Here is a 13,151-nt window from a genome sequence, read left to right on the forward strand (position 1 = left end):
GCGCGGGCGTCTTCGGCGGCTCGGCCGGCACCGGCTGCTGCACGTCGGCTTGCGGCGCGCGCGGCGCGGGCAGCGCGGCCGGCGCGACCGGGGCCTCCGATTTCGGCGCCGGAGCGGGTGCGGGCCCCTGGGCCGGTGTCTGCGGCGCGGCGGCGGCATCGTTCGCGGGCTGCATCGGCTGGGCGCCTGCCTTGCGCACGCCGCGGCGGCCTTCCATGTTGCCGGTCGCATACACGTCGATTTCGTTCGGCTTCGAGAAGCTGTCGGTCGGCAGCGCGACGTCCGCGGTCTGCAGCGGCTTCACCAGGTGCGGCGTGATCAGGAAAATCAGCTCGGTGCGGTCCTGCTGGAACGACGTGCTGCGAAACAGCGCGCCGAGCACCGGCACTTCGCCGACGCCGGGGATCGCCTTCAGCGCGCCGGTCGCGTTGTCCTTGATCAGCCCGCCGATCGCGAACGATTCGCCGTCGCTCATCTGCACCGTCGTCGATGCGCGCCGCGTCGTGATCAGCGGCAGGATCGACGTGCCGCCGATGTTGGTCGCGCTCAGCGTGACGCCCGTCTGCGACAGCTCCGACACTTCCGGCGCGACCTTCAGGCTGATCCGGCCGTTGGCCAGCACCGTCGGCGTGAACTTCAGCGCGACGCCGAATTCCTCTTCCTGCAGCGTGATCGACGACGTGCCGTTGCCGCTGCTCTGCGGAATCGGGATGAAGATCTTGCCGCCCGCGAGGAACGTCGCTTCCTGGCCGCTGATCGTCACGAGGTTCGGCTCCGCGAGGATCTTCACGAGGTTGTCGGTGTTCTGCGCGTCGGCTGCGATGCTGAACGGCTTGTTGTTCGCCTTGTTGAACACGGCGCCGCTCGCGACGCCCGCGAGCAGGTTGCTGACCAGCGCGCCGCTCCACGAACCGAACCCGCCCTGGATGTTGAACGCGCTGCCCATCTGGTTGATCAGCGTCTTCGACACCTCGGCCACCTTCACCTCGAGCATCACCTGCTGCGGCGACGTGACGTTCAGCATGTTCAGCACGCCGCCGCCCTGCTTGCCGCCGCCCGCTGCATCGCCCGCGCTGTCGCCGTATGCGTGGGCGATCTGCACCGCCTGCTGCGCGGCCTGCGAGCTCGACACGGTGCCGGCGAGCACGATCGTGCCGGCCGCCGTCGACACGTGAATGTCGCGCTCGTTCGGCATCAGTTGCAGTAGCGACGCCTGCAGGCCGCCTGCGTCCGCGCCGACCGCGACGTCGATCACGCGGCACGCACCGCTCCTGCCCTGCACGATCATGTTGGTCGTGCCGACCGCGAGCCCGAGGATGTACAGCGTCTGCGGCGACACCATCGTCGCCTGCGCGACGGCCGGATTGCCGATCGTCCGGTTGCGGACCGGCTCCGGCATCGGCACCAGCAGCGACTTGCCAAGCGGCACCGCGACGCTGGTCGATTCGCGCACGGCGCCAACGCAGTTCGGCCCGCGCAGCGGCCCCGCCGATGCGGCGGGCGCGGCGGCCGGCGCCGGCGACATGCTGATCGTCATCTGCATCGGCCCCTTGCCGACCGCGGCCGGCGCGCTGGCGCCGCCCTTGGTCAGCACCGCCGATTCGATGCCTTCCTGGGCGAGTGCGCCATATACGGTCAGCCATCCCGAACAGAGGATCGCGGCCATCATCGTGCCCCGTGCGACGCGTGTGCGCAGTGGGCCGGTACCTGTGCGTTGCGGTTTGATCTTCATTTCGTCTGATCCCCCGAGAGACCGGCGCCGTGCCGGTTATCGACTTCCAAGGCCGCCGCGCGTTGCCGGCGGCCGGTTTGTTTATCTGGCTGGTTCGATCTGCTTCAGAAACATTCGACGCTACCCTTCACGCCCGACAGCACACCGACGCAGTCGCGCCGGACTTCCGGCGCCGCATGCGACGCGACGTGCACGCGCACCGGCCGCGCATGGACGGGCGCCGGCGGCGCTTCCGGTGCGGGCGCCTTGCCGAGCAGCGTCATCTTCGTCGCGCCGCCGGTGGCCAGCGTCTTCTGGTCGACCTGGTTGCGCAGCACCAGCGACAGCGTGCCGACGCTGCGTGCGAGGTCGAGCCGTTCGGCCTGGTCGGGCGTGACTTCCAGCGTCACCGCGTTGACCACCTTCGGCGCCGTGTCGTCGCGGCTGACCTGCTGCGCGACGGCGAGCACGAGGATGTGCTCGAGCACGATCTTCGAGATGCTCTGCCCGTCGGTCTTGCCTTGCTGTTCCTGCGTGTTGACGATCACGTCGACGTAGTTGCCGGGCAGCGCGAAGCCCGCGACGCCGACCACGTCGTTCACGCGCACCGTGATCGCGCGGCTGCCGTCGGCGATCACCGCGGACAGCCCGCCCTTCGTGCCGACCGGCGCGAGCTTCGACTCGATCACCGGCTCGCCGCGCGCGAGGCTGGTGCGCACGACGCGCCCTTCGAGCGCCTTCGTATCGGTGAACGCGCCGGTGGGCACGCTGCCCGACGGCCAGCTCACCATGTGGATCTGGTTCGGCCCGAGCGGCTCGCCCAGGTTGAGGTCGGTGGTGGCCACCGCGACGGACGTGACCGAGCTCGTGGACGTCTGCATCAGCCAGTGGGAGGCGAATACGACCGCGGCAAGACCCGCGATCATCGCGACGACCAGCATCATGACCGCTCGACTGTTTTTCATGGCAATGCTCCTCGACGAATCGTGAAAGAAACCGCTCAACCGGTGACGAACGTACGGCCTCCGCGCTCGATGGGCGGCGGATGGCCTCCGTCCCGTTCGGGCGCCGCGCCGAAATAACTCGCCCACGCGTCGTACAGCGCGTCGTGCGTCACCTCGGGCGGATCGCCGCGGTAACGCGCGCCGGCGGCCACGAGGCGCAGCAGGTCCGCCGGGAAGCACGCAAGAAACGCCTTGCCGGTCGGCAGATGCAGCCGATGCAGCAGGAAATCGAAGGCATCGCTCGCCGAGACGAGCCCGAGCGTCGCGCAGGCCGCGTCGTATACCGCGCGGTAGTCGTCGATCGACATCGCGCCGACGTGGAGCTTCGAGCCGAGCCGGCGCATGAACGCGTCGTCGCAGAACTGCTCCGGCGCGAGGTTGCTCGAGAACACGGGCCACACGTCGAACGGCAGCACGAAGCGGTTGCCGGATTCGAGCGTCATGAAATCGACGCCGCGATCGAGCGGACGCAGCCAGCGGTTGAGCAGGTCGCGCGGCTCGACGCGCTGGCGGCCCAGATCGTCGACGACGTACATGCCCATGTTCGCCTTCATGTGCGGCGGCGCCTGGTAGAAGCCGGCCGCTTCGTCGCGACGCAGGTCGAGTTCGTCGAGCGTCAGCTCGCCGCCCGACATCACCACCGGCCGCCGGCACAGACGCCAGCGCCGATCGACCGACTGGCCGCCGCACGCGGCTTGCGCATCGACGTGCACGAGCGGGTCGTAGACCTGGATCACTTCGCCCGCCGCGCAGATCGCGTGCGGCACCGGCACGCGGCCGTGCATCAGCGAGCCGAGCCGCTCGGCGAGAAAGGTCTTGCCGCTGCCGGCCGGGCCGTAGATCAGCAGCGGCCGGCCCGCATTCAGCGCGGCGGCCGCCGCATCGAGCACCGCCGTGTCGATCACGACGCCCTCGAACGCGGCCCACACGTCGCTCTGGCCGATGTGCAGCTTGCGCACCGAATGCGCGGCCACACTCGCGAGATACGCGTCGAGCGTGACCGGCGCGGGACCGCTGTAGCCGCTGCGTTCCCGCTCCTCGAGCGCGAGCACGCGGCCCGCATCGGTCAGGCGGAACGTCACGTCGAGATCGGTCGCGCCGCGATGGGTCAGCTCGACGAGATGCTCGCGCACCAGGAATGCAAAGACGTCGTCGAGCACCGCGAGCGGCAGGCAGTGCCGCTCGACCAGGTCGCCGTACGACGGGCGGCCCAGCACCAGCGTCGACTTCAGCACGAGGCCGGCGACGAACGCCATGCTCAACCCGGTTTCCGCGAGCGAGCGCGGCGCCGGCGGCAGTTGCGCGCCCAGCTTCGTGTGGACCTCCCGCGACGGCAGCGGATCGGGCAGGCGTGCCACCTGCGCGTCGCGTCTCGGTTCGGTATGGTTCGTGTTCATGATCGTTGCGTCCTCGTTTCGGATCCGCCGCGCTATGCGCACGACGCGAACAGCATGCCCAGCGTGCCGGCCGCGATCGCGACGCCGTACGGCAGCGTGCCGACCGACGCGATCTCGACCGGGCCGTCGGCGGCCTCGGCGCGCGCCGCGTGCGAGCGCCGCACGATCAGCGTGCGCACGTTCGCCCACATCCGGCGCATCCGCCCGCGCAGCAGCGCGTAGGCGACGGCGCCGATCCCGCCGGCCAGGAACGTGGCCAGCACGATGTAAAACGTCATTTCCGCGCCGACCCATGCGCCGATCGCGAGCATCAGCTTCACGTCGCCCGCCGCCATGCCGCGCAGCAGGTAGAACGGCAGCAGCAGGCCGAAGCCGGTCGCGGCGCCGGCGAGCCAGCCGAGCACGCCCGCGGGCACGCCGTGCAACAGGCACTGAGCAACCAGCGCGCCGGCCAGGCCGAGCAGCACGAGACGGTTCGGAATGCGACGGGTCGCGATGTCGGTGCTGGCCGCGGCGATCGCGAGCAGCGTCACGCACAACGGAACCGGGTAAGGCGGCGCAACGGGAAACATGGCGAACCTCGCAGGTCGAATCGGTGGATCAGGAAGCCATCGCCAGCGCGGTGGTCACGGCGGTGCTCACGGCCGCGGCGATCATCTCGTACGCATCGCCGAGCGAACCCTTCAGCGTGACGACGCTGCCCAGTACCGCGATGGCGAACATCGACGCGAGCAACGCATACTCGATCGACGTCACACCTCGTTCGTCGGCGATCCAGCGACGGGCGACACGCACGATGGCTTTCATGATGGTCTCCGGTGTCCGGTTGACGGAATCGCCGGGGACGGCTCGAACGCTGCACCAGCCGAGCCGTCCACGGCACGCTCCATCAGATGCCTGCAACCGCCGAATCGAGGTCGGCCGCGATCGTGCTGAACACGGTCTTCAGATCCTTCCCGATGGTCGACAGCGCGAGGATGATGCCGACTGCGATCAGTGCGGCGATCAGGCCGTATTCGATGGCGGTCACGCCGTCTTCGTCGCGAATGAAACGGCCGGCTTGTTGAATGAACTTGGACATGATGTTCTCCTTGCGTGGTGACTTTCAAAACCCTCGCGCACCGGCTGGTCGGACGACCGTGCATCGATACGTCGAGGAATGTCGTTGATGCCGTGTGGCGCCGACGAACGATCCGGACGATTCGGGCGAACCGTTCGTCGTACCGTCCATCAGATGCCTGCTACCGCCGAGTCCAGATCCGCGGCGATCGTGCTGAACACGGTCTTCAGATCCGTACCGACCGTCGCCAGCGCGGCGACGATGCCGATCGCGATCAGCGCGGCGATCAGGCCGTATTCAATGGCCGTCACACCGTCCTGATCGTGGGCGAACCACGCGATCTTTTCGATGATTCTTGACATGAGCGTTCTCCTTTCGGACTACTATGAAATACCCTTCGTCGGTCATGACGTCGGGGGTGGGCACCACCGGCACTACTCTGGAAATCGGAAGCCGACGATCAGTCGCGGAAGCGGGGCGGACCACCGCGGTCCGTGCGAACGGGTATCGGCGAGACGGAGCATGAGAGACGCGCGTACGGTGCGACCGGCCGGATGAGCCGGGCAGGTCGATCGAACTGAACGGCACGACGGCCGTCCGACGCATGGAATCCGGTTGAACGGGAGATGAATTCCCGGCAAAGCCGCAATGTGTCTTTAACGCGGCTTGCGATCCGCGATGTGCTGTGGTCTTTCATTTTTATTCCCCATGTACTGCCATGCCGATTTCTTATTGCCCTGAAGCGACCGGGTCTCTCGGGTCGTTCGACGACCGTTCCCGCGGTGGATCGAACGGGAGCTGCGTGTTCCCCGACGCGCTCCGGCCCGACTTTTTCCGCAGGTGATTCGCGAGCCGGTTCCGCTGCCTGTTGCCCGAACCGCCCGGTCGTCACATCGTCGACTGCCGTGCCAACGCTTACGCAAAGAGCGGACCATCCCGGGCGAAATCGAGGCGCACCAAGGGTTTCGGCGATCCACCCGGCCTCCCCCCAACCGCGCGGCCGCCGAAATGTTTCAACTTTGATATATGCGGCGCCGGCGCATGTAGCCGGCATGAAACCCCGTCATCGCGCTGCACAAAGGTCCAAAAAAATTTTCTCGGGATTTTCCCGAACGCGGCGGCGCGCGCGGGCGCCGCGGGTTCCGCGGCATGCCCGGCCGGTAAAAATCGCGGAATGTTTCAGGCCAGAAACACGAATGCCGACGGTAGCGTTTTCTCATACCAGAAACGGCGGTTTTCACCCGAATCGCTGAACACATTCAATGTCGGCCGGCCGTGCGCGGTTTGCATCACGCGATTTTTTCTTCAACAATGAATTCACCGGACAACGCCATTTCAGCGCGATTCGATCCGCAGGCACGACAACATCGAACGGCTGCGACAGACCACGCGGCCAAACCACAGACGGGGCATCATGTACACAGCCAATCGTGAAACGCGCGATCGCGCCATACGCTGTGCTCAATGGCTGACGGCCGACCGGATCATTCCGTACAGCTGCATCATGCTGATGCTCTTCGTCGCGCTCCTGATCGTCTGGGGTGTCGTGACCGACGGCTTCACATCGAACGCCACCGCCCGACCGGGCACCGACTTCTCGGTCTTCTGGACCGCATCGCATCTCGTGTTGCAAGGCCATGCCGCAGCGGCCTACGACACGTCGTCATTCCTGCAGGCCGAGTTCGCGCACTTCGGTGCGTATCTGCAAAACCGGCCGCTTCCCTGGCTCTATCCGCCGACGATGCTGCTGTTCATCGCGCCGGTTGCCCTCGTGCCTTTCCTGCCCGCTTACTTCCTCTTTTTCGCGGGCAGTCTTTTATGCTATGCGTTCGCCGTCTCGCGCTTGTCGGGGCTGCGCGCGCATCTTCCCGTGCCGCGCGCCGCGGCGCTCGTCGTCGTCGCGTATTCGGCGGTGTGCATGTCCGCGCTGTTCGGCCAGAACAGCATCCTGACCGCCGGCCTCGCCGCGCTCGCGCTGCATCTGCTCGGCAAGCGGCCGGTGCTGGCCGGCGTGCTGATCGGGCTGCTTGCGATCAAGCCGCAACTCGCCGTCGTGTTCCCGTTCGTGCTGATCGCGACGCGTGCGTGGCGCACCTTCGCGGCGGCGGCGCTCAGCGCGACGCTGTTCGCGGCGGCCGGCGTCGCGCTGGCCGGCCCCGCCGCGCTGCACGGGCTGAGTCATGCGATGGCGACGGTACGCGCGCAGCATTTCATGCTCGCGTCGTACTGGCTCGCGTCGCCGACGCCGTTCGCCGCGCTGCGGCTCGCGGGCGCGCCGGTGGCGGCCGCGCTGGCCGCCCAGGCGGCGGTCGCGCTCGTCGCGCTCGCCGCGGCTGTCAACGTATGGCGCCGCACGCGCGACATGCGGTTGCGCGGCGCGGTGCTGGCCGTCGCCACGCTGCTGACGACGCCGTACCTGTGGAACTACGAGCTGACGTGGCTCGGCATCGCGCTCTTCTGCCTGATCGCGCACGGCCTCGACGAAGGCTGGCTGCCCGGCGACCAGGGCATTCTCGTGCTCGCGTGGCTGCTGCCGATCTTCGAAATGCTGAACCGGCTGATGAAGCTGCCGCAGATCGGGCCGGTCGTGCTGCTCGCGGTGCTGTTCGTCGTCGTGCGCCGTACGGCGCTCGCGTCGCGGAGCGCACGATGAAAACGCCGTCGTTCGCCCGTCACGCGCACCCGAATGCCCATCTGCACCCGGAACTCCCGATCGCCGGCCCGCGCCGCCATCCGCACTGGCTCAATCGCGATCGCGTGCGTCTCTATGCGGCCGCCGTGCTGCTGACGGAGCTGCTGTTCATCGTCATTTACCTGATCCGCGTGCACCTGTCTCACGGCGGCGCGCTGGAGCCGCTGTCGCAGGATTTCTCGCCGGTGTGGAGCGCCGCATGGCTCGCCGCGCACGGGCACGGCGCCGACGCGTGGCATTACTCGGCGCTGTTCGCGGTCCAGAAGCTCGCGGTCCCGACGATGACGCTCGCGGACGGCACGCTGCCGTGGCTCTATCCGCCGACGATGCTGCTGCTCGTGGCGCCGCTCGGCTGGCTGCCGTACACGCTGGCGCTCGTGCTGTGGCTCGGCATCGGCATCGCGCTGTTCGCCGCGGCGATGCGCGCGACCGTGCAGCGCGATGTCGCGTGGCTGTGCGCCCTTGCGTTCCCCGGCGCGTTCCTTACGGTGATCGTCGGGCAGACGAGCCTCTTCACCGCGACGCTTGCCGCCGTCGGCCTGCTCGCACTGAAACGCCGCCCCGTCTGCGCCGGGATCTGCTTCGGGTTGCTGACGATGAAGCCGCAGCTCGCGGTGCTGTTCCCGCTCGCGCTGCTGTGCGCGGGCCAATGGCGCGCGCTGGCCGCATGGGCCGCGACGATCGCCGTCAGCGCCCTGCTCGCGACGCTCGCGTTCGGCGTCGCCCCGTGGATCGCGTTCGCGCACCTGATCGCCCACGTCTACACGATCGTGGGCACCGGTCACGCGAAGCTCGCACGCATGCCGACCGCATTCGCGCTCGCGACGATGGCCGGCTGGCCCGCGCTCGTCGCGCGCGGCCTTCAACTGCTGTCGGCGGCGGTTGCCGCGGTCGCCGTCGTCTACGCGTGGCGCGGCGCGTGCTCGTATGCCCTGCGCGCCGCGACCCTCGCGTGCGCATGCCTGCTCGTCAGCCCCTATCTGTACGACTACGACCTGACGTGGTACGGCATCGTGATCGCGTGGTACGCACGCTATGCGTCGACGCGCGGCTGGCGGCGCTTCGACCGCGAATGGCTGATGCTGCTGTGGCCGATGCCGCTCGCGGGCCTCGCGATCGTGCCGCACCTGTCGTTCCAGTTCATGCCGCTCGCGACACTCGCGTCGCTCGCGCTGCTCGTCAGCCGGATCGCCCGGGAAAGACGCGACGTGCCGTCGATGCCCGACGCGCGCGACACCTCGACCGAGACCGGGTTCAGCCACCCGCTCCGGCCACACCACCGCCCGGCGCACGGCATGCGCCGCACCGGTCGCCCGACGCTCGGCGCCGGCAGGTAAAGCGACATCACAAGGGGAATCATCATGCGGGAATCCATCTACACGCCGCTCGTCTCGCTGGTCGTGCCGTTCTACAACGAAGGCGAAGCCGTCGAGCGCTTCTTCGACGTCGTGATTCCGTTGCTGAGCGCGATCGACGCGATCCGCTTCGAAATCGTCTGCGTGAACGACGGCAGCCGCGACGACACGCTGGAACGCCTGGTCCGGATCGGCGCGGCCGAGCGGCGCGTGCGCGTGATCGATCTGACCCGCAACTTCGGCAAGGAGGCCGCGCTGACGGCCGGCCTCGACGAAGCGGCCGGCGATGCGGTGATTCCGCTCGACGCCGACCTGCAGGACCCACCGAGCCTGATCCCCGTGATGATCGAACACTGGCGCGACGGCGCGGAGGTCGTCGCGGCGAAGCGCAGCAACCGCGCGTGCGATTCGTTCGCGAAGCGCACCGCCGCCGCGATCTACTATCGCGTGCACAACCTGCTGTCGGACGTGAAGCTGCCGGAGAACGTCGGCGATTTCCGGCTGATGGACCGCAAGGTCGTGAACGCGCTGCGCAACCTGCCCGAGCGGCACCGCTTCATGAAAGGGCTGTTCGCGTGGGTCGGCTACAAGACCGTGATCGTCGAATATCAGCGCGATCCGCGCAGCGCCGGGCACTCGAAATTCTCCGGCTGGAAGCTGTGGAATTTCGCGCTCGAAGGCATCACCAGCTTCAGCACCGTGCCGCTGCGCAGCTGGACCTACATCGGCATCGGCATCGCGGCGCTCGCGTTCGTGTACGGCGCGTTCATCATCCTGCGCACGCTGCTGTTCGGCAATCCGGTGCTCGGCTACGCGTCGCTGATCTCGGTCACGCTGTTCATCGGCGGCATCGAGCTGATCGGGATCGGCGTCGTCGGCGAATACGTCGGGCGCATCTACGACGAATCGAAGCAACGGCCCGTCTACCTGATCCGCCGCCGCTACCAGGCGCACGGCAAGGTGATCGAACTGCCGGTCGCGCGCGATGCACGCCGCCAGCCCGCACGCCGGCGCGTGCAGCCGGCCCGGCCGCGCATCGGCGCGCGCTGAACGCACCGGCGCCATGATTGGCCTGCTCCAGGCCGAGCGCACGCGGCTCGTGCGCTTCGGCGTGTCGGGGCTCTGCTCGACCGCGATTCACGCGCTGGTCGCGACAGCGCTGTTCGCGCTGCGCGATGCGACGCCGGTGACCGCGAATGCGGTCGCGTTCCTCTGCGCCACCGTGTTCTCGTATCTGGCGAATACGCTGTGGAGCTTCTCGTCGACGGTACGCACCCGCAATGCGACGCGCTTTCTCGCGGTCACGCTCGCCGGGTTCGTCGAAACGCTGCTGCTCGCGCGCGCCGCCGAGGCGCTGGATGCGTCGCGCACGACGAGCGTCGTCGCGATCGCGCTGCTGATCCCGCCGACGACGTTCGTGCTGCACCGGCTCTGGACGTATCGGTAAGCCTCCCTTCCCGGCCCTGCCAACGATCGGCCAATCAATTAACAGATTCAATGTCGCGATATTTGTGTCACGCATCGAATCGATTGATTCCGATTTTAAAATTAACCCGATAAATCATTTTATCGACCTGTTTACTTTTACAGCTTCCACAAGCAATCAAACGGGATAATCTGCATTCGCGGTCGCATCCGCACGTGTCGATATCGGTGAAAAGCCTTGTTGCACAAGGCGATGGTGGCCGCACGAAGCAATTCGCGCAACGATAAATCCCATTACTTCAAACGGGAGCTTCTATGTCACGCGTTACCGATGTGCTCGTTTCGTTCGATACCGAAACCATTCTCAAAAAATATCCGAATCCCAGCAAGAATCCGGCGGCGCCAACGCTGATCGACTGGCACTATGTCTATATGGTGACCAACCAGGACAACGTCATCTCCGGCCAGGCGGGCGGCGAGCTCGACCTGAAGGCGCAGGTCGGCGACCTGATCCGCTGGCGCGAAACGAGCCTGTCGCTGGGCTTCGAGAACCAGGTGGTGTTCTACAAGTTCATCGGCAACGTCGGCAACGACCTGATCTCGACGCCGACGCCGCGCGTCGCGGAGGCGTCGATTCCGGTGCCGAACACCAGCAAGCCCGAAGTGCCGACGTGCCAGAAGGTCGCGAACTACTACTGGTCGTCCGAATGCCTGAAGGTCGGCCGCGTGACCTACCATTTCCTGTTCCAGATCATCGATCGCAATTGCCAGAGCCAGGGCTGCTTCTCGTGGGATCCGTTCATCTCGATCCATAACTGATCGCGGCACGCGGGCGGCCGCACGACGGCCGCGCGTCCCGCCCCTTGTTGCGGAGGACGTGCTCATGTCTGGTGTACGTTGCGATGCGCTCGCGATCGTCGACGCCGTCACGCTGCTGGCGGCCTATCCCGATGCGAGCCGGGACGCCGACGCGCCCACCGTGATCGACGGCCGGCACATCTACGTGTTGAGCCCCGGCGACGCCGGGCAGGTCAGCCACCACGACAACCGGCTCTTTGCCGGCCTGTCGCCGGGCGACCGGCTTCATCTGCGCGAAACCGCGCTGGCGCTGCGCGCGGAGGTGACCGTGCTGTTCGTCCGGTTCGCGCTGAAGGACGCCGGCATCGTCGCGCCGATCGAAGCGGAGATCCGCGACGCCGCCACGGCGGTGCCGAACGGCGACGACCTGCTGCATCCGTCGTGCCAGCCGATGAAGGACCATTTCTGGCGCGGCGAGGTGCTGGCCCCGGGCGCCACCACGTGCACGGCCGATTTCGCGGTGCTCGATCGCGACGGCGCCGTATCGGGCTATTTCCGCTGGGAAACGACGATCGAGATCGCCGGCAGCGGGCCGGACACGAAACAGCCCGGCGCCACACCGTAGCCGGATCGCGACGGCCGTTTCACGTTGCCGGCGAATGCCGACTTCAACGCGATCGGGGCGGAGGACGGCTACGACGACGCTCACGTGCGCCCCGCCGCGTGCCGTACTCAGGTACGCGGCAACCCCGGCGGATTGGTCTGCGACCGGTCGATCGCCTCGGCATCCAGCCGCCAGTGGTCGAGCGCCTTCCGGTAGCTGCCGTTCGCGATCAGCGCATTGATCGCGAGCGTCAGCGGCTCGGCGAGGCCGCTGCCCTTGCGGGTCGTGATCGCGATATCCGCGGTGCGCGGCCAGCCGCCGCTGACGGTGCCGATCAGTTTTGCATCGCCGCGCAGCGACGCCTGGTACGCGAGCATCGAATTCACGCTGAAGATCGTGTCGACCCGGCCCGACTGCAGCGCGACCCAGCGCTCGGCCGCATCCGCGTAATACTGGATCTCGACCGGCGCGAGGCCGCGCGCGACGTTCTGCCGGTTCCATTCGAGCAGGATCTTTTCCTGGTTCGTGCCCGAATCGGTCACGACGCGCAGCCCCGCGACATCCTTCGGTTCGCGGATCGCGGCAAGCTTGCTGCCGGTCTTCACGTAAAAGCCGAGCTGATCCTTCCGGTAGGTCGAGAAGTCGAACTTCTCCTTGCGCTGCTCGGTCACCGTCACGTTCGAGATCACCGCATCGACCTTGCCGGACTGCAGCGCGAGCGGCCAGTCGGCCCACGCGAGCGGCACGATCTTCAGCTTGCGGCCGATGCTGTCCGCGATCAGTTGCGCGAGATCGGGATCGAAGCCGACCACCGTGCGCGCGTCGGTCGCATAGGTGCTGAGCGGCGGCAGGTTCGGCGCGATGCCGATCGTCAGCGTGTTCGCCTCGGCGAACCGGAAGCCGGCCGGCAGCGCCTGCTCGACCGCCGGATTCACCGCGCCGCGCTGCCGGCCCGGTTGCTCGGGGCTCAGGTCGAACGACGCGGCGTGCGACGCGACGGCGCTCGCGGCGATCAGCGCGGTGGCGAGCACGCGGGCGATGCGTGCAACGGGAAAGGCGTTTCTTCTCATATGTCATGGAATCCTGTTTTTATTCGGGGATGCGC

At 67.4% G+C, this 13,151-nt stretch carries 14 protein-coding genes; 6 read left to right on the forward strand and 8 right to left on the reverse strand.

The features are described from left to right. From LGM42_RS24840 to LGM42_RS24870, 7 genes are all read right to left on the reverse strand, one after another. Positions 1–1,732: type II and III secretion system protein family protein (locus tag LGM42_RS24840; protein ID WP_226233504.1), on the reverse strand; the 1,732-nt coding region annotated here is incomplete at its 3' end. A gap of 104 nt (positions 1,733–1,836) precedes the next feature. Further along, positions 1,837–2,676: a Flp pilus assembly protein CpaB gene (gene cpaB, locus LGM42_RS24845; RefSeq protein WP_059577632.1), complete on the reverse strand. Its 840-nt coding sequence runs from the start codon at positions 2,674–2,676 to the stop codon at positions 1,837–1,839. Between the two features lie 35 nt (positions 2,677–2,711). After that, positions 2,712–4,112 carry a hypothetical protein gene (locus LGM42_RS24850; protein ID WP_059577629.1) on the reverse strand — a complete coding sequence of 467 codons (1,401 nt, stop codon included), beginning with the start codon at positions 4,110–4,112 and terminating at the stop codon, positions 2,712–2,714. 32 nt (positions 4,113–4,144) lie between these two features. Further along, positions 4,145–4,684 carry a prepilin peptidase gene (locus LGM42_RS24855; RefSeq protein ID WP_226233505.1) on the reverse strand — a complete coding sequence of 180 codons (540 nt, stop codon included), beginning with the start codon at positions 4,682–4,684 and terminating at the stop codon, positions 4,145–4,147. Between the two features lie 28 nt (positions 4,685–4,712). Further along, the gene (locus tag LGM42_RS24860; protein WP_060313811.1) at positions 4,713–4,919 is read right to left on the reverse strand and encodes a Flp family type IVb pilin; all 207 of its coding nucleotides are present in this window, start codon (positions 4,917–4,919) and stop codon (positions 4,713–4,715) included. Between the two features lie 82 nt (positions 4,920–5,001). Next, positions 5,002–5,193, reverse strand: coding sequence for a Flp family type IVb pilin (locus LGM42_RS24865; RefSeq protein ID WP_059577621.1), 192 nt, complete (start codon positions 5,191–5,193; stop codon positions 5,002–5,004). 149 nt (positions 5,194–5,342) lie between these two features. After that, on the reverse strand, positions 5,343–5,534 hold the full coding sequence (locus LGM42_RS24870; protein ID WP_060313814.1) for a Flp family type IVb pilin: 192 nt from the start codon (positions 5,532–5,534) through the stop codon (positions 5,343–5,345). A 1,052-nt stretch (positions 5,535–6,586) separates the two neighbouring features. Between LGM42_RS24870 and LGM42_RS24875 the strand changes: the two genes are divergently transcribed. The 6 genes from LGM42_RS24875 to LGM42_RS24900 all read left to right on the forward strand — a co-directional run bounded on the left by LGM42_RS24875 (position 6,587) and on the right by LGM42_RS24900 (position 12,067). Next, positions 6,587–7,825 (forward strand): glycosyltransferase family 87 protein, encoded by a 1,239-nt coding sequence (locus LGM42_RS24875; protein WP_226233507.1) that lies wholly within the window; start codon positions 6,587–6,589, stop codon positions 7,823–7,825. Further along, positions 7,822–9,201, forward strand: coding sequence for a glycosyltransferase family 87 protein (locus LGM42_RS24880; RefSeq protein WP_226233509.1), 1,380 nt, complete (start codon positions 7,822–7,824; stop codon positions 9,199–9,201). Before LGM42_RS24875 ends, LGM42_RS24880 begins: the two co-directional genes overlap by 4 nt. Positions 9,202–9,225: 24 nt before the next feature. Next, the gene (locus LGM42_RS24885) at positions 9,226–10,269 is read left to right on the forward strand and encodes a glycosyltransferase family 2 protein (protein WP_059577610.1); all 1,044 of its coding nucleotides are present in this window, start codon (positions 9,226–9,228) and stop codon (positions 10,267–10,269) included. Positions 10,270–10,282: 13 nt separating this feature from the next. Beyond that, a complete protein-coding gene (locus LGM42_RS24890; RefSeq protein ID WP_059578014.1) occupies positions 10,283–10,666 on the forward strand; it encodes a GtrA family protein in 384 nt (127 codons plus the stop codon). 293 nt (positions 10,667–10,959) lie between these two features. Further along, positions 10,960–11,463, forward strand: a complete 504-nt coding sequence (locus tag LGM42_RS24895) for an inclusion body family protein (RefSeq protein WP_059577607.1) — start codon at positions 10,960–10,962, stop codon at positions 11,461–11,463. 64 nt (positions 11,464–11,527) lie between these two features. Beyond that, a complete protein-coding gene (locus LGM42_RS24900; RefSeq protein WP_060010551.1) occupies positions 11,528–12,067 on the forward strand; it encodes an AidA/PixA family protein in 540 nt (179 codons plus the stop codon). A gap of 107 nt (positions 12,068–12,174) precedes the next feature. Here LGM42_RS24900 and LGM42_RS24905 read toward each other — a convergent pair whose 3' ends face one another. Beyond that, positions 12,175–13,116 carry an ABC transporter substrate-binding protein gene (locus LGM42_RS24905; RefSeq protein WP_226233511.1) on the reverse strand — a complete coding sequence of 314 codons (942 nt, stop codon included), beginning with the start codon at positions 13,114–13,116 and terminating at the stop codon, positions 12,175–12,177. Between the last annotated feature and the right edge of the window lie 35 nt (positions 13,117–13,151).

The sequence above is a fragment of the Burkholderia sp. AU39826 genome, assembly GCF_020419965.1.
Classification (GTDB): Bacteria; Pseudomonadota; Gammaproteobacteria; order Burkholderiales; family Burkholderiaceae; genus Burkholderia; species Burkholderia semiarida.